The following is a 14,118-nucleotide window of genomic DNA, read 5'->3' on the forward strand; positions in this document are numbered from 1 at the left end:
AACTCGGTCCGTCCCGGCGCCCTTTGAGGGAGGAGCCCGATGACACCCGGACCGCGTACGCCACCCCTCGACCTGCTGGGGGTGGGGGTGGGACCCTTCAATCTCTCGCTCGCCGCGCTGGCCGACGGCGTACCGGGGCTGCGCACCGCCTTTCATGAACAGCGCCCCGCCTTCCGCTGGCATCCGGGGCTGCTCATCGAGGGCGCGACACTCCAAGTGCCGTTCCTGGCGGACCTGGTGAGCCTCGTCGAGCCCACCAGCCCCTGGTCCTACCTGAATTACGTCAAGATCCGCCGCAGGCTCTTCCCGTTCTACTTCGCCGAGCGCTTCCACATCCACCGCTCGGAGTTCGACGACTATCTGCGCTGGGCCAGCACCGAACTCCCCTCCACCCGCTTCGGCCACCGGGTCGACACCGTGGCCTGGGACGCGGAACAGGGTGTGTTCGCCGTGGAGTCCACCCGGCTGGGGCCCGAGGGTGAGACGCTGACGGCCGGGCTCACCCACACCCGCAACCTCGCGCTCGGCGTCGGGACGTCTCCCCATGTGCCCGAGGCCCTGCGGGAGTTGGTCGATGACCCGGCAGCCCTCGTGCTGCATTCCGCGGACTACCTCCCTCAGCGGGACCGGTTGCTGGCCGCCCGCCACATCACCGTGGTCGGCTCGGGACAGTCGGGCGCCGAAGTCCTGCTGGACCTGCTCCGGTCCCGGCCCGAGGGGGCGGAGGGGCTGACCTGGCTGGCCCGTACGCCGGCCTTCGCGCCCATGGAGTACAGCAAGATCGGCCTGGAACAGTTCACCCCCGACTACACCCGGTATTTCCACGGACTTCCGCAGGCCACGCGGGACCGGTTGCTGCCCCGGCAGTGGCAGCTGTACAAGGGCGTCAGCGGGGACACCCTCGGGGACATCCACGACGAGCTCTACCGGCGCAGTCTCGGCGGCGTCTGGCCCGACGTGACGCTCACCCCCGGCATCGAGGTCACCGGCGCGGCCGGAACGGGGGAGGGGCGCGTGGAACTGAGCGTCGAGCACGGCGAGCAGGAGACGCGCGGCCGGCTCGTCACGGACGCGGTCGTCCTCGCCACCGGCTACCGGGAGCGCCCCGTCGACACGCTGCTCGCCGCGCTCGACCCGTACATCGTCCGTGACGGGGCCGGCCGGCCACAGGTCGACGCGGCCCAACGGCTCGTCCTCGCACCGGAGATCACCGGTTCCATCTTCGTGCAGAACGCCGAGCGGCACACCCACGGCGTCGGCGCACCCGATCTGGGCCTGGCCGCCTGGCGGTCCGCCGTCATCGTCAACACGCTGACGGGCAAGGAGTTCTACCCGCTGCCCGAGCGTACGGCGTTCACCACGTTCGGCCTCGGTGCTCGGTACGGGGCGGAACGGGCCTCCGCGCGAGGTCCGGCCGAGGAGCGGCGGTAGCGCGGAGCGACGGGGACACGGCTCCGGGCCGCGCGGTGGGGTTCACCGTGCGGCCCGGAGCGGGGTTCGTGCCGGGGTGGGTCAGCCCTTGCGGGCGGTGATCTCCTCGGTGAGCTGGGGGACGACGGTGAAGAGGTCACCGACGACGCCGTAGTCGACGAGCTCGAAGATCGGGGCCTCGGGGTCCTTGTTGATCGCGACGATCGTCTTCGAGGTCTGCATCCCCGCCCGGTGCTGGATCGCGCCGGAGATCCCCGAGGCGATGTACAGCTGCGGCGAGACGGACTTGCCGGTCTGCCCGACCTGCGAGGTGTGCGGGTACCAGCCCGCGTCCACCGCGGCACGCGAAGCGCCCACCGCCGCCCCCAGCGAGTCCGCGAGAGCCTCGATCAGCGGGAAGTTCTCCGCACCGTTGACCCCACGCCCACCCGAGACCACGATCGCCGCCTCCGTCAGCTCCGGACGCCCCGTCGACTCACGCGGCGTCCGCGAGGTCACCCTCGTCCCCGACGCCGCGTCACCGAACGACACCGCCAGATCCTCCACCGCACCCGCCGCGGCGGACGGCTCGACCGCAGCCGAGTTCGGCTTCACCGTGATCACCGGAACACCCCGCGACACACGCGACCTCGTCGTGTACGACGCCGCGAACACCGCCTGCGTCGCCACCGGCCCCCCGTCCCCCGCCTCCACATCGGTGGCATCGGTGATGATCCCCGAACCGATCCGCAGCGCCACACGCGCCGCGACCTCCTTGCCCTCCGCCGAGGACACCACCAGCACCGCCACCGGCGACACCGCCCCGAACGCCGCCACCAGCGCGTCCACCTTCGGCACCACCAGATAATCACCGAACTCGGAAGCCTCCGAGACCAGCACCCTCACCGCACCGTGCTCACCCAGCACCCCCGCGGTCGCCCCCGCACCCGCACCCAACGCCACCGCGACCGGATCACCCAGCCGCCGCGCCAGCGCCAGCAACTCCAGCGTCGGCTTGCGGACCGCACCATCCACATGATCGACCAGAACCAGAACATCAGCCATGACACGCACTCCAGACAGACGAGACAGACGAGACGGACAGAACAGGCAGAGACCCACACGCCCCCACCAGGAGAAAACCGGAGAGCTAGATGAACTTCCGGCCCGCGAGGAACCCGGCCAGCTCCCTGCCGCCCTCACCCTCGTCCTTCACGATCGTGCCCGCCGTCCGCGCCGGACGCTCGGTCGCCGACTCGACCGCCGTCCACGCACCCGCCAGACCCACCTCGTCCGCCTCCAGACCCAGATCATCCAGATCCAGCGACTCCACCGGCTTCTTCTTCGCCGCCATGATCCCCTTGAACGACGGATACCTGGCCTCACCCGACTGGTCGGTCACCGACACCACCGCCGGCAGCGACGCCTCCAGCCGCTCGGACGCCGTGTCACCGTCACGCCGCCCGACCACCACACCACCGTCCACCGACACCTCCGACAGCAGCGTCACCTGCGGCACCCCCAGCCGCTCCGCCAGCAGCGCCGGAAGCACCCCCATCACCCCGTCCGTCGAGGCCATCCCGCAGATCACCAGGTCGTAACCGGTCCTCTCGACCGCCTTCGCCAGCACCAGCGACGTCCCCATCACGTCCGTACCGTGCAGACCGTCGTCCTCGACATGAACCGCCCTGTCCGCACCCATCGACAACGCCTTGCGCAACGCGTCCTTGGCATCCTCCGGACCCACCGTCACCACGGTGATCTCCGCATCGTCCGCCCCGTCCGCGATCTGCAACGCCTGCTCGACCGCGTACTCGTCCAGCTCCGAGAGCAGACCGTCGACATCATCACGGTCCAGCGTCAGGTCATCGGCGAAACGCCGGTCACCGGTCGCGTCGGGCACGTACTTCACACAGACAACGATCCTCAAGCTCACGCCGGCTCTCCTGCCTACCTGGGTGTGGTCCCACCTGGTGTCATTCGTACTGGTGGAGAGATTATGGCACTCAGTACCCTCTGTAAAGGTACCCAGTGCCAAATGGGGGCTTCCGGTGCTACGTTTCGCCGCATGAGCGAGGCACGAGGACCCGAGAAGAAGACACCCATGCGGGAGGTGCTGGCGCAGGCGGCCTTCCAGCTCTTCCTGGAGCGGGGCTTCGAGCGGACGACCGTGGACGACATCGTGGCGCGGGCCGGGGTGGGCCGTCGTTCGTTCTTCCGGTACTTCCCGTCCAAGGAGGACGCGGTCTTCCCGGACCATGAGCGCTGCCTCGCCGAGATGACCGAGTTCCTGGCCGCCGTGGGGGACGACGACCCGGTCGGGGCGGTGTGCGACGCCGCCCGCATCGTGCTGCGGATGTACGCGGACAACCCCGAGTTCTCCGTGCAGCGCTACCGGCTCACCCGCGAGGTGCCGGGTCTGCGGACGTACGAACTGTCGGTGGTGCGCCGGTACGAGCAGACCCTCGCCGGGCATCTGCGAAGCCGGTTCGGCGAGGGCGGTGACGGGGCGCTGCGGGCCGAGGTGATCGCGGCGTCGGTGGTCGCCGCGCACAACAACGGGTTGCGTCTGTGGCTGCGGTCGGGCGGGGAGGGTGACCCGGAGGCGGCGGTGGACCACGCGCTCTCGCTCGTGCGCGAGGTCTGGGGGAGCGCTGCGGCCCCCGCGTCGGCCACCCCCTTTCCCGTCTCCGGCGAAGGGGAGGGGGAGGGCGAGGTGATCGTGATGGTCGCGCGGAAGGGCGCCCCGATGTGGCGCGTCGTGCAGCAGATCGAGGCCGCCGTCGGCGAGGGCTGAGCATCAATAGGCACTCAGTGCCTTTACGGTGCGGCACTGGGTGCCATATGGTGCGGACGCGCCGTCCGTGCGGGTGCGGCGCGTTCCCGAGTCGAGCGCAGGGGGTCGAGCCATGTCCCAGACAGGAATGGGCACCGTCCGGAAGGCGCACGAGGAGAGCGGCCTCTCCTACCACCGCTGCCGCTGGTGCGGCACCGCCTCCTTCCGGCGGTTGCTGTGCCCGGTGTGCGCGTCGAGTGATCTGGAGCCTGAACGCACCACCGGTCACGGCGTGGTCGTCCGGACCGCCGTGGTCCACCGCTACACCGACGAGGCGCGCAACGAGTCCCTCGTGCGCTTTCCCGAGGGGTTCGTCTTCCGCTGCCGGGTCGTCGGCGCGGCTCCCCATCTGGTGACGGTCGGCGCCCGTGTCCGGCCCGTCTCCGGGGACGAACCGGAGACGGGCGCCGTGGTGCTGGAACTCTGCGAGCCGCCCGCCCGGCGGGACTGGATCTGACCGGCCCGGCGGCGTGACCGCCGTCCGGCCGGTGGGTGAACGGTTCACCCGCCGGCCGGGCCCGCCGAACTGCCCGGTCAGCTCAGCTGGCTGAGCATCTCATCGGCCAACGGGGCCGAGGACGCCGGGTTCTGACCGGTGATCAGGTTGCGGTCGGTGACGATGTACGGGGCCCACGGCTCGCCTTCCCGGAAGTCCGCGCCCAACGCCACCAGCCGGTCCTGGAGCAGCCACTTCGCCCGGTCCGCGAAGCCCGCGCCGGCCTCTTCGGCGTTGGTGAAGCCGGTGAGCCGGTACCCGGCGAACGCGTTGACGCCGTCCGGGCCGGTCGCGGCCAGCAGCGCCGCCGGACCGTGGCAGACCACGCCCAGCGGCTTGCCCGACGCCAGGGTCTCGGCGAGCAGCCGTCCGGAGGCCGGGTCCACCGCGAGGTCCTCCATCGGGCCGTGACCGCCGGGGTAGAAGACGGCGTCGTACGCGTCGAGGTCCACCTCCTCCAGCGCGACCGGCCGCCGCAGCTCCTCGAACGCCTCCAGGCCGGCCGCCACGGCGTCGGCGCCCTCCTGGCCGCCGTTGGCGTCGGGCGCCAGGCTGCCCCGGTCCACGGTCGGGACGACCCCGCCAGGCGTCGCCACGACCACCTCGTGACCGGCCTCGGTGAACGCCCGGTACGGGGTCACGGCCTCCTCCGCCCAGAAGCCCGTGGGGTGGGCGGAGCCGTCCGCCAGGGTCCAGTGGTCCGCGCCGGACACCACGAAAAGGATCTTTGCCATGTCGTACATCTCCGTTGGTCGGGGTGGCTGACCGGGCCGACGGTAGGCCCGGTCCGGCCAGGATCGGCGTCCCGCACGCCCGTGCCGGGAAGTGGCTCCCGACGCGTCGGCGGTGATCGGCCGTCCGGCGGATCGCCTGCCCCGCGCAGCCGCCCCGAACCCTCCGGAGGGCGGACCGGCGGCAGGCGCGGGCGCGCGACGGGGATGCCCGCGATCACCCGCGGGGCGAGGGCTCGCACCGCCGTGATTGGCTGGAGCCATGATCGATGACTTCCTTCACGGGACCCCCGGCCCCACCGGACCGCTCGCCGAGGTCGAGGCCGCCGTGCGCGCCGCGGCGGCGGCCGAGATCATGCCCCGCCACCGGAAACTGGCCGCCCACGAGATCATCGAGAAGAGCGGCCCGCACGACCTGGTCACCGCCGCCGACCGGCTGGCCGAGGAGCACCTCACCGCCGCCCTCACCGCACTGCTGCCCGGTTCGGTCGTCGTCGGGGAGGAGTCCGTGCACGCCGATCCGGCGGTCTACGACGCCCTCGGCGGCGACGCCCCGGTCTGGATCGTGGACCCGGTCGACGGCACCCGTCAGTTCGTGCGGGGCGAGGCCGGCTTCTGCACCCTCGTCGCCCTCGCCCTGCACGGAGAGGTCCACGCCTCCTGGACCTACGCACCGGTCCTGGACGAGATGGCCGTGGCCGTACGCGGCCGGGGCGCCACGCTCGACGGAGCGCCGCTACGGGCCGGGTCGCCCGCCCCCGGAGCCGTCCTGGAGGTGGCGATGTCGCACCCCGACTACACCACCGACGCCCAGAAGCGGGCCCTGCTCGGCCTGCGCACCGAGGGCATCGCGGCCCGCCCCTGCGGCTCGGCTGGGCTGGAGTACCTGGCGGTGGCCCGCGGCGACCTGGACGCCACCGCCTTCAACTGGGAGTACGCCTGGGACCACGCCGCCGGACTGCTCCTGGTCACCGAGGCGGGCGGCGTCCAGTCCACCCTCTCCGGTGCTCCGTTCCGGATCGCGGGCGGCAACGACCTGCCGTTCACGGCCGCCCGCGACGAGGCGACCGCCCGGCGCGTCCTGACCGCCCTGCGCGCGGGCGGCTGACCCCCGCCGGCCCCCTCTCCGGGCCGCCGGCCGGCGTGAGCCCCGCTCCCCGGCCGCAGGCACCCGCCGGTCCGAGCGCCCCGCCGGGGGTCCCGCCTCCGCGTGGGCGGTGTCCCCGAATATCCTGGGTCTCCGCCCACCGGCCGACGAAGGAGTCCCAGGTGACCTCGATGCTCGACGCGGTGGTCGTGGGGGCCGGGCCCAACGGGCTGACCGCCGCCGCCGAACTGGCCCGCCGTGGACTCGCCGTGGAGGTGCACGAGGCGCACGACAGCGTCGGGGGAGGGGCCAGCACCGAAGAGCTGACGCTGCCGGGCTTCCGGCACGACCCCTGCTCCGCCGTGCACCCCCTCGGCATCGGCTCGCCCGCGTTCCGGGCGATGCCCCTGGCCCGGCACGGACTCGAGTGGCTGCACCCCGAGGTCGATCTCGCCCACCCCTTCCCGGACGGGACGGCCGCCACGCTCACCCGCTCCGTCGGCGAGAGCGCCATGTCGCTGGGGGCCGTGGACGCCGGAGCGTACCGCCGCCTCATGGCGCCCTTCCTCGGCCGCTGGGACACCCTGGCCGCCGACTTCCTGCGCACCCCCTGGGACGGGCTGCCCCGCGACCCCTACCGACTGGCCCGCTTCGGACTGCTCGGCCTCCAGCCCGCCACCTGGGTCTCCCGGCGCTTCCGGGGCGCGAAGGCCCGCGGCCTCTTCGCCGGGCTCGCCGCCCACGCCATAGCGCCCACCAGCGGCTTCGCCACCTCGGCGATCGCCCTCGTCTTCGCGCTCGCCGCCCACGAGAACGGCTGGCCGGTGCCGCGCGGCGGCTCCCAGGCCATCTCCGACGCCCTCGCCGCCCTGCTCCGCGAACACGGCGGCACGATCCGCACCGGCAGCGAGGTCAAGCGACTGGACGAACTCCCGCCCGCGCGCGCCTACATCTTCGACACCTCGCCCTCGGCCCTGGCCCGGATCGCCGGCCTCGGCAGCGCCTACCGGGGCTACCGCTACGGGGCCTCCGCCTTCAAGATCGACTACGCGCTCTCCGGTCCCGTCCCCTGGACCGCGGAGGCGGCACGCCGCGCCGGCACCGTCCACATCGGGCCCACCGCCGGAGCCATCGACACCGCCCTGCGCGCCGCGGTCGAGGGCCGTGACCCGGACAAGCCCTTCCTCATCACCGCCCAGCCCAGCCTCACCGACCCCACCCGCGCTCCCGAAGGACGCCATGTCTTCTGGGTGTACGGACATGTCCCGGCGGGCTGGGAGGGCGACGCCACCGAGGTCATCGAACGCCAACTGGAGCGCTTCGCCCCCGGGTTCCGTGATCTGGTGCTGGCCCGCGCGCTCGCGGGGCCGCCCCGACTCGCCGCGCGCAACGCCAACTACGTCGGCGGCGACATCGCGTGCGGGGCCTTCGCCGGCCTGCAGACCCTGATCCGCCCGAAGCTCGCCCGCGTCCCGTACGCCACCGCACACCCCGCCGTGTTCCTCTGCTCCTCGGCCACCCCGCCGGGCCCCGGCGTGCACGGAATGTCCGGCCATCACGCCGCCAAGGCCGTATGGAGACAGCTGCGGGCCTCTTCCTGAGCCGCCCGTTCCCCGACCGGGCGGACGGCTCGCGTCCGCCCGCGCCGCTCACAGTGCGGGTGCCCAGCGCCGTTGCGCCGCTCCGCCCAACTGGCTGCCGAGCACGGTCCCGACGCCGATCGCGGCCGTGGTGACGAAGGCCTGCACCGCGTAGCCGCCCGCTCCGGGCACGTGCAGCCCGTACTGGAGCAGGCTGCGGTAGACGTCGGGCCCCGGCAGCAGGGCCCCCGCGATGCCGGGCACCACCAGGGAGCGCGACGGAATGTGCAGGGACGGCGCCAATGCCCCGGCCGCCGCGCCCAGGACCGCGGCCGCGCCCAGGGCCGCCATCGGGGTGGGCTGCCCCAGCTCCTGGTGCAGGACGCCGTTGACCAGACCGGCGAGCACCCCCGCGCCCATCACCCACGGCAGCAGCCGGGGCGGGCCGCCCATGAAGATCGCGTTGCCCAGTGCCCCGATGGCCGATGTCACCAGGGACAGCACCAACGGCAGTGCGCGGAAAGCGGTGTTACGGGCGTCCACGTCGGCGTCCCGCAGCAGGAAGCCGACCAGGGCGATCCCGCCGACCATCGCCCCCAGGAACATGCCCACGCTGATCAGCCGCCCGGCCGCCATCGCGCGGAACCCGGAGATGGCGTCCTCCGCGAGGCTCACCAGGGACAGGATCGGCAGCAGCAGCACCATGTTGGCCGCCGCGACGCTGGCCGCCTCGCCGCCGGTCAGAAGGTGCGCGTCCGCCAGGAGAATCGTCAGCCCGATCACCGAGGCGGTCTGGAGGGCGGTGACGTAGAACGAGGGCAGGCCGCCCGCCCCCAGCGCCCAACCGAACCGGTTGCCCACCAGGAACACCACGGGGGAGAGGGCCGCGGCCTGCGGGGTGCCGGACGCGAGCACGCACAGCATGGCCGCCAGGAGCGCGCCTCCCAGCACGGTGGTCCACCAGGGCCAGAAACCCTTGCGCGAGATGATCCGGGTCAGCTCGTGCTCGGCTTCGAGCGGTCGCAGGCCCTTGTCCAGCACCCGGTGCGTCAGAGCGCTCAGATCGTCGAGCTGCCGCAGATCCCGGCTGTCCTCCGACCCCGTCACCATCATCATGGTGAGCGTATGGGCGCCCGGCGGCGCGTACTGGGCCTGGATGGTCCGCGAGGTGACGTCGACCGTCATGCAGTCCATCTCCCAGCGTGCGGTGACCGCGACGATCGCCGACTCGATGGCCCGCGTCTCCGCCCCGGCGAGGAACAGCTCCCGCCCGTGGCGCAGGGCGAACCGCATACAGGCGACGGCCGTCCTCTCGCCCACGTCGCGCGGTTCGGGGAACGTGTACCCCTCGAACTCCGTTCCGTAGAGCCGGTCCAGCAGAGTCGATTCGTTGTCCCGCAACCGGGACAACTGCTCCCGCCGCGCCCGGCGTCTGCCGAGGAACGTGCCGTCGCCGGCCGGCCGGCCGACCCGCGCCCGGTCCCGGGCCCGCGAGGCGTCCGGGAGCGCGGTGGCGTCCGAGGACGAGGAACCATCCGTGGACGAGGAGTCGTCCGAGGGAACCGACGTGTGCGAGGACACCGGGACGTGACCTTCCTCCCGATCTGCCGCCATGTCCGGCGGAATGGTTGTATATCGGGGCATTCTGCCTGCTCGGTCGACGGTTGAGGGGCAGGGCATGGCCGCGCGTCACCGTACGCGTGAACCGGCCGCCGCTCCGCCCGACAGGTCGGCCCGACCGGGCGGCGGAGGCTCACGGCGCGCGGCATGATGTCCGCATGAGCACCTCTGTCTCGCCCGCCGTACGTCTGGTCCGCGGCGACATCACCGACCAGTCCGTCGACGTCATCGTCAACGCGGCGAACTCCTCGCTGCTCGGCGGCGGCGGAGTCGACGGCGCCATCCACCGGCGCGGAGGCCCCGACATCCTCGCCGCCTGCCGCGAACTGCGCGCCTCGCGGTACGGCAAGGGCCTGCCCACCGGGCAGGCCGTGGCGACCACCGCCGGACGGCTCGACGCGCGGTGGATCGTGCACACGGTCGGCCCGGTGTTCTCGGGCGTCCAGGACCGTTCCGCCCTGCTCGTCTCCTGCTATCGCGCATCCCTGCGGCTGGCAGCCGAGTTGGGGGCCACGTCCATCGCCTTCCCGGCGATCTCCACCGGCATCTACGGCTGGCCCATGGACGACGGGGCGCGGATCGCGGTGCGCACGGTCCTGGCGGAAACGGTGGAACCGGTCGAGGAGGTGCGCTTCGTGCTCTTCGACGCGCACGCGTACGTGGAGTTCGAGGAAGTCCTCGCGATGCGCGCCTGAGCACGCGCCCGGCTCCGCGTGTCGCACGCGCGCCCCGACCGGCGCCGCGAACGTGGTGGGGCGGGACCGGCTCCGGCCCGCCGCGCCGGAGCCGCGCAGCCGTCGGATCTCCGCGCCGTCCCCGTGCCCGATGCGCCGTCCCCCTGCGGCCGACGTACGACCACCGTGTCGGATTTCCGCCAGCCACGCCGCTGACCGGTGCATCATCCTGGACTCATGCACACCGACACCGAGCGCTGCGTGCGGGCCGTCCAGTCCAAGGACGCCCGCTTCGACGGCTGGTTCTTCACCGCGGTCCTCACCACCCGGATCTACTGCCGCCCCAGCTGCCCCGTCGTGCCGCCCAAGGTCCGCAACATGACCTTCTACCCGAGCGCCGCCGCCTGCCAGCAGGCAGGATTCCGGGCCTGCAAGCGCTGCCGCCCCGACACCAGCCCCGGATCCCCCGAGTGGAACGCCCGCGCCGACTCGGTCGCCCGCGCCATGCGCCTCATCCGGGACGGGGTCGTCGACCGCGAGGGTGTGAGCGGTCTCGCCGCCCGGCTCGGCTACTCGGCCCGCCAGATCGAACGCCAGCTGCTGGCCGAGCTGGGCGCCGGCCCACTGGCCCTCGCCCGCGCCCAGCGGGCCCAGACCGCCCGCCTCCTCATCGAGACGACCGCCCTGCCCATGGCCCGGGTGGCGTTCGCCGCAGGGTTCTCCTCGATCCGCACCTTCAACGAGACGGTCCGCGAAGTCTTCGGCCTGGCCCCCGGCGACCTGCGCACCCGCGCGGCCCGCAGCCCGCACGCCCCCGCCGTACCGGGCGTCATCGCTCTCCGCCTGCCGTACCGGGCCCCGCTCAACCCGAGCAACCTCTTCGGCCACCTCGCCGCGACCGCCGTCCCCGGCGTCGAGGAGTGGCGGGACGGCGCGTACCGGCGCACCCTCACCCTCCCGTACGGGCACGGCGTCGTCGCCCTGGCGCCGAAGCCCGACCACATCGCCTGCCGGCTCTCCCTGACCGACCCCCGCGACCTCACACGGGCCATCAGCCGCTGCCGCTGGCTCCTCGACCTGGACGCGGACCCGGTCGCCGTCGACGCCCGGCTGAGCATGGACCCGCTCCTCGCCCCCCTGGTCGGCGCGGGCCCCGGCCGCCGGGTGCCGCGCACCGTGGACGGGGCGGAGTTCGCCGTACGCGCGGTACTCGGCCAGCAGGTCTCCACCGCCGCCGCCCGCACCCACGCCGCCCGGCTGGTCACCGCCCACGGCACCCCGGTCGACGATCCCGAGGGCGGGCTCACGCACCTCTTCCCGACGCCCGGAGCGCTGGCGGGCCTCGACCCGGAGGCCCTGGCGCTGCCGCGTACCCGCCGCACCACGCTCACCACCCTCGTCGCCGCCCTCGCGGAGGACCGGTTGCGGCTCGACACCGACACCGACTGGGAGGAGGCACGGGCCGCACTCTCCGCGCTGCCCGGATTCGGCCCCTGGACGGTGGAGTCCATCGCCATGCGGGCCCTCGGCGACCCCGACGCCTTCCTCCCCACCGACCTCGGCATCCGGCGCGCGGCCGAACGGCTCGGCCTCCCGGCCACCCCCGCCGCCCTCACCGCACGGGCCGCCGACTGGCGCCCCTGGCGGGCCTACGCCGTGCAGTACCTCTGGACGGTGGACGACCACCCCGTCAACCACCTGCCCGCCTGAAGGAGCCCCCCCATGACCACGACCAAGCAGCACACCGTCGTCGACAGCCCCTACGGTCCGCTGACGCTCGTCGCCACCGACCGCGTCCTGTCGGCCCTCTACATGACCGACCAGCGCCACCGGCCCGCCGAGGAGACCTTCGGCGTCCCGGACCCCGAGCCCTTCGGCGAGACGATCCGGCAGCTCGGCGAGTACTTCGCCGGGGACCGCACGGCCTTCGACCTCCCGATGTCCCTGGCCGGCACGCCGTTCCAGCAGAGCGTCTGGGCGGAACTCCTGAAGATCCCGTACGGCGAGACGCGTACGTACGGAGACCTGGCCGAGCAGCTCGGCAAACCGGGCGCGTCCCGCGCGGTCGGCCTGGCCAACGGCAAGAACCCGCTCGGGATCATCGTCCCGTGCCACCGGGTGATCGGAGCCTCCGGAAGCCTCACCGGCTACGGGGGCGGCCTGGACCGCAAGCAGCGGCTGCTCGCGTTCGAGAGCGGCGGGACACGGGGCGGGGTCCAGGCCCAGCCGCTGTTCTGACCGTGGGCCGGGCGTACCGGACGGCGTGCCGGACCCGCCACGCCCCGGCCCCGCCGGACTGCCCGTCAGCCGGTGAAGATCTCCACGGCCGTCCAGACGGCGAGGCCCAGCATGCAGAGACCACCGACGCGCTGCACGGTCTTCAGCGGTACGCGCTTCGCAATGAACTTGCCCGCCAGCAGCGCCAGCGCGGAGACGGACATCAGGGCGGCGGCCGAACCGATCGCCGTGGACCACGCGCCGTTGCTCGCCGCCAGGTTGGCGGTGGTGATCTGCGTCAGATCGCCCCACTCGCTGATGAAGACCGCCATGAACGCGGTCGAGTAGACCGGCCAGAAACCGGTCACGGTCTTCACCTCGGCCTCCTCCTCGTCGTCGTCCCCGCCGCTGCCGCGCAGCAGGAGGAACGCGCCGAGCGCGAAGAGCGAGGCCGAGACGAGCTTGACGATCCAGTCGGGCAGCAGTCCGAGGAGGCCGCCCGCGCCCACGGCGATGGCGACGTGCACGATGAACGCGGACGACGTGCCGAACCACACGTAGAGCGGGCGCATCCGCGTGCCCATGGCCAGCGACGCGAACATCGTCTTGTCGGGGAGCTCCGCGAGGAAGATCAGCCCGAAAGCGGTGATGATCGCCAGAAGGTCGAGATGCATTCCGGTCGGCTTTCTGTGCGAGCCGGGCCCCGGATCTTCGCGAAGCGCCGCTGGGGCTCTTTCGGAGGACCACTCGGCCCGGCATGACGGCGACGCCCACAGGACGTGGACGTGTCATACAGGACCGAAGGTCTCGCCCACCCGTGACGCCTTCTCAGCATCCACGAGCCCGGCCACCGGGAGCCCGAGGGCTCCAGTGTGTCGACGACCGGTTTGCGGGGCTACTCCCCTTCGCAGCCGTCAACGATACCCCACCCGTTCCGGCCGGGGTGCTGGTGTTCGAACGGCGGATGCCTCGGTAGAGTCGCCGTGATCACCCGGACCACGGTGGTCCCCACCCCGCCCACCGCGACGGAAAGTGCCCCGATGAGCCGCCGCACCCGCAAGGACGTTCCCGCCCGGGGCGCCACCCGTCCCACCGTCAGCGTCTGCCGGGGCTGCTGCTGCGGCACCGGGAAGATCCCGGGCGTCGACCACGCGGCCCAGCTGGCTCGCCTCCGCACGGGCCTGGAAGGCGCCGCGACCGTACGGGCGGTCGAGTGCCTGGACGCCTGCGAGCAGGGCAACGTGATCGTCGTACAGCCCTCCGCCGAGGGGCGCGGGGCCGGCGGGCGGCCGGTCTGGCTCGGCCTGGTCAACGACGAGCACGCCGTGCAGGACATCGTGACCTGGGCGGCGGCCGGCGGTCCGGGGCTCGCGGACCCCCCGGACATCCTCGACCTGTACGTCTTCAAGCCCTCGCGCCGGGTCTCGGCGGGCCTGGACGGCTGACGCCCCAGCCGCCGGGTGCGCA

The 14,118-nt window shown here is 73.0% G+C and carries 14 protein-coding genes; 9 read left to right on the plus strand and 5 right to left on the minus strand.

The annotated features are described in order from the left end of the window. Nucleotides 1-39 precede the first annotated feature (39 nt). Nucleotides 40-1,431 carry a lysine N(6)-hydroxylase/L-ornithine N(5)-oxygenase family protein gene (locus QFZ71_RS26535; RefSeq protein ID WP_307670670.1) on the plus strand — a complete coding sequence of 464 codons (1,392 nt, stop codon included), beginning with the start codon at nucleotides 40-42 and terminating at the stop codon, nucleotides 1,429-1,431. Nucleotides 1,432-1,512: 81 nt separating this feature from the next. On the opposite strand, the gene QFZ71_RS26540 is transcribed toward QFZ71_RS26535, so the two are convergent. Then, nucleotides 1,513-2,475 carry an electron transfer flavoprotein subunit alpha/FixB family protein gene (locus QFZ71_RS26540; protein ID WP_307666390.1) on the minus strand — a complete coding sequence of 321 codons (963 nt, stop codon included), beginning with the start codon at nucleotides 2,473-2,475 and terminating at the stop codon, nucleotides 1,513-1,515. Nucleotides 2,476-2,560: 85 nt separating this feature from the next. Next, entirely contained in the window at nucleotides 2,561-3,346 is a 786-nt protein-coding gene (locus QFZ71_RS26545) for an electron transfer flavoprotein subunit beta/FixA family protein (RefSeq protein WP_307666391.1), read from the minus strand. A gap of 168 nt (nucleotides 3,347-3,514) precedes the next feature. On the opposite strand from QFZ71_RS26545, the gene QFZ71_RS26550 reads away from it, so the two are divergent. Both QFZ71_RS26550 and QFZ71_RS26555 read left to right on the plus strand, forming a co-directional pair. Continuing rightward, nucleotides 3,515-4,207, plus strand: coding sequence for a TetR family transcriptional regulator (locus QFZ71_RS26550; RefSeq protein ID WP_307671593.1), 693 nt, complete (start codon nucleotides 3,515-3,517; stop codon nucleotides 4,205-4,207). Between the two features lie 127 nt (nucleotides 4,208-4,334). Continuing rightward, nucleotides 4,335-4,703: a Zn-ribbon domain-containing OB-fold protein gene (locus QFZ71_RS26555; RefSeq protein WP_307671594.1), complete on the plus strand. Its 369-nt coding sequence runs from the start codon at nucleotides 4,335-4,337 to the stop codon at nucleotides 4,701-4,703. A 77-nt stretch (nucleotides 4,704-4,780) separates the two neighbouring features. Here the strand turns inward: QFZ71_RS26555 and QFZ71_RS26560 are convergent, their stop codons facing one another. Continuing rightward, the gene (locus QFZ71_RS26560) at nucleotides 4,781-5,476 is read right to left on the minus strand and encodes a type 1 glutamine amidotransferase domain-containing protein (protein ID WP_307670671.1); all 696 of its coding nucleotides are present in this window, start codon (nucleotides 5,474-5,476) and stop codon (nucleotides 4,781-4,783) included. Nucleotides 5,477-5,735: 259 nt separating this feature from the next. Here QFZ71_RS26560 and QFZ71_RS26565 point away from each other — a divergent pair, with 259 nt between their 5' ends. Together QFZ71_RS26565 and QFZ71_RS26570 are read left to right on the plus strand one after the other, a co-directional pair. Continuing rightward, nucleotides 5,736-6,581 carry an inositol monophosphatase family protein gene (locus QFZ71_RS26565; RefSeq protein ID WP_307670672.1) on the plus strand — a complete coding sequence of 282 codons (846 nt, stop codon included), beginning with the start codon at nucleotides 5,736-5,738 and terminating at the stop codon, nucleotides 6,579-6,581. Nucleotides 6,582-6,742: 161 nt separating this feature from the next. Beyond that, entirely contained in the window at nucleotides 6,743-8,161 is a 1,419-nt protein-coding gene (locus QFZ71_RS26570; protein ID WP_307670673.1) for an NAD(P)/FAD-dependent oxidoreductase, read from the plus strand. Nucleotides 8,162-8,209: 48 nt separating this feature from the next. Here the strand turns inward: QFZ71_RS26570 and QFZ71_RS26575 are convergent, their stop codons facing one another. Continuing rightward, nucleotides 8,210-9,721 (minus strand): threonine/serine exporter ThrE family protein, encoded by a 1,512-nt coding sequence (locus QFZ71_RS26575; protein ID WP_307670674.1) that lies wholly within the window; start codon nucleotides 9,719-9,721, stop codon nucleotides 8,210-8,212. A gap of 197 nt (nucleotides 9,722-9,918) precedes the next feature. Between QFZ71_RS26575 and QFZ71_RS26580 the strand changes: the two genes are divergently transcribed. The 3 genes from QFZ71_RS26580 to QFZ71_RS26590 all read left to right on the plus strand — a co-directional run bounded on the left by QFZ71_RS26580 (nucleotide 9,919) and on the right by QFZ71_RS26590 (nucleotide 12,672). Further along, nucleotides 9,919-10,455: an O-acetyl-ADP-ribose deacetylase gene (locus QFZ71_RS26580; protein ID WP_307670675.1), complete on the plus strand. Its 537-nt coding sequence runs from the start codon at nucleotides 9,919-9,921 to the stop codon at nucleotides 10,453-10,455. Nucleotides 10,456-10,671: 216 nt separating this feature from the next. Then, nucleotides 10,672-12,144 carry an AlkA N-terminal domain-containing protein gene (locus tag QFZ71_RS26585; RefSeq protein ID WP_307670676.1) on the plus strand — a complete coding sequence of 491 codons (1,473 nt, stop codon included), beginning with the start codon at nucleotides 10,672-10,674 and terminating at the stop codon, nucleotides 12,142-12,144. A 12-nt stretch (nucleotides 12,145-12,156) separates the two neighbouring features. Further along, complete coding sequence (locus QFZ71_RS26590; protein WP_307670677.1) at nucleotides 12,157-12,672, plus strand: methylated-DNA--[protein]-cysteine S-methyltransferase; 516 nt, start codon at nucleotides 12,157-12,159, stop codon at nucleotides 12,670-12,672. Nucleotides 12,673-12,737: 65 nt separating this feature from the next. On the opposite strand, the gene QFZ71_RS26595 is transcribed toward QFZ71_RS26590, so the two are convergent. Further along, nucleotides 12,738-13,325, minus strand: a complete 588-nt coding sequence (locus tag QFZ71_RS26595) for a TMEM165/GDT1 family protein (protein ID WP_307670678.1) — start codon at nucleotides 13,323-13,325, stop codon at nucleotides 12,738-12,740. A 366-nt stretch (nucleotides 13,326-13,691) separates the two neighbouring features. Between QFZ71_RS26595 and QFZ71_RS26600 the strand changes: the two genes are divergently transcribed. Beyond that, on the plus strand, nucleotides 13,692-14,096 hold the full coding sequence (locus QFZ71_RS26600; protein WP_307670679.1) for a (2Fe-2S) ferredoxin domain-containing protein: 405 nt from the start codon (nucleotides 13,692-13,694) through the stop codon (nucleotides 14,094-14,096). Nucleotides 14,097-14,118: the final 22 nt, after the last annotated feature.

It is taken from the genome of Streptomyces sp. V2I9 (assembly GCF_030817475.1).
Lineage (GTDB): Bacteria > Actinomycetota > Actinomycetes > Streptomycetales > Streptomycetaceae > Streptomyces.

Bases quoted from the DNA above. Each gene is read 5' to 3' on its own strand.
- QFZ71_RS26535 (WP_307670670.1), top strand. From the start codon at position 40: ATGACACCCGGACCGCGTACGCCACCCCTCGACCTGCTGGGGGTGGGG.
- QFZ71_RS26540 (WP_307666390.1), bottom strand. From the start codon at position 2,475: ATGGCTGATGTTCTGGTTCTGGTCGATCATGTGGATGGTGCGGTCCGC.
- QFZ71_RS26550 (WP_307671593.1), top strand. From the start codon at position 3,515: ATGCGGGAGGTGCTGGCGCAGGCGGCCTTCCAGCTCTTCCTGGAGCGG.
- QFZ71_RS26555 (WP_307671594.1), top strand. From the start codon at position 4,335: ATGGGCACCGTCCGGAAGGCGCACGAGGAGAGCGGCCTCTCCTACCAC.
- QFZ71_RS26560 (WP_307670671.1), bottom strand. From the start codon at position 5,476: ATGGCAAAGATCCTTTTCGTGGTGTCCGGCGCGGACCACTGGACCCTG.
- QFZ71_RS26565 (WP_307670672.1), top strand. From the start codon at position 5,736: ATGATCGATGACTTCCTTCACGGGACCCCCGGCCCCACCGGACCGCTC.
- QFZ71_RS26580 (WP_307670675.1), top strand. From the start codon at position 9,919: ATGAGCACCTCTGTCTCGCCCGCCGTACGTCTGGTCCGCGGCGACATC.
- QFZ71_RS26585 (WP_307670676.1), top strand. From the start codon at position 10,672: ATGCACACCGACACCGAGCGCTGCGTGCGGGCCGTCCAGTCCAAGGAC.
- QFZ71_RS26590 (WP_307670677.1), top strand. From the start codon at position 12,157: ATGACCACGACCAAGCAGCACACCGTCGTCGACAGCCCCTACGGTCCG.
- QFZ71_RS26595 (WP_307670678.1), bottom strand. From the start codon at position 13,325: ATGCATCTCGACCTTCTGGCGATCATCACCGCTTTCGGGCTGATCTTC.
- QFZ71_RS26600 (WP_307670679.1), top strand. From the start codon at position 13,692: ATGAGCCGCCGCACCCGCAAGGACGTTCCCGCCCGGGGCGCCACCCGT.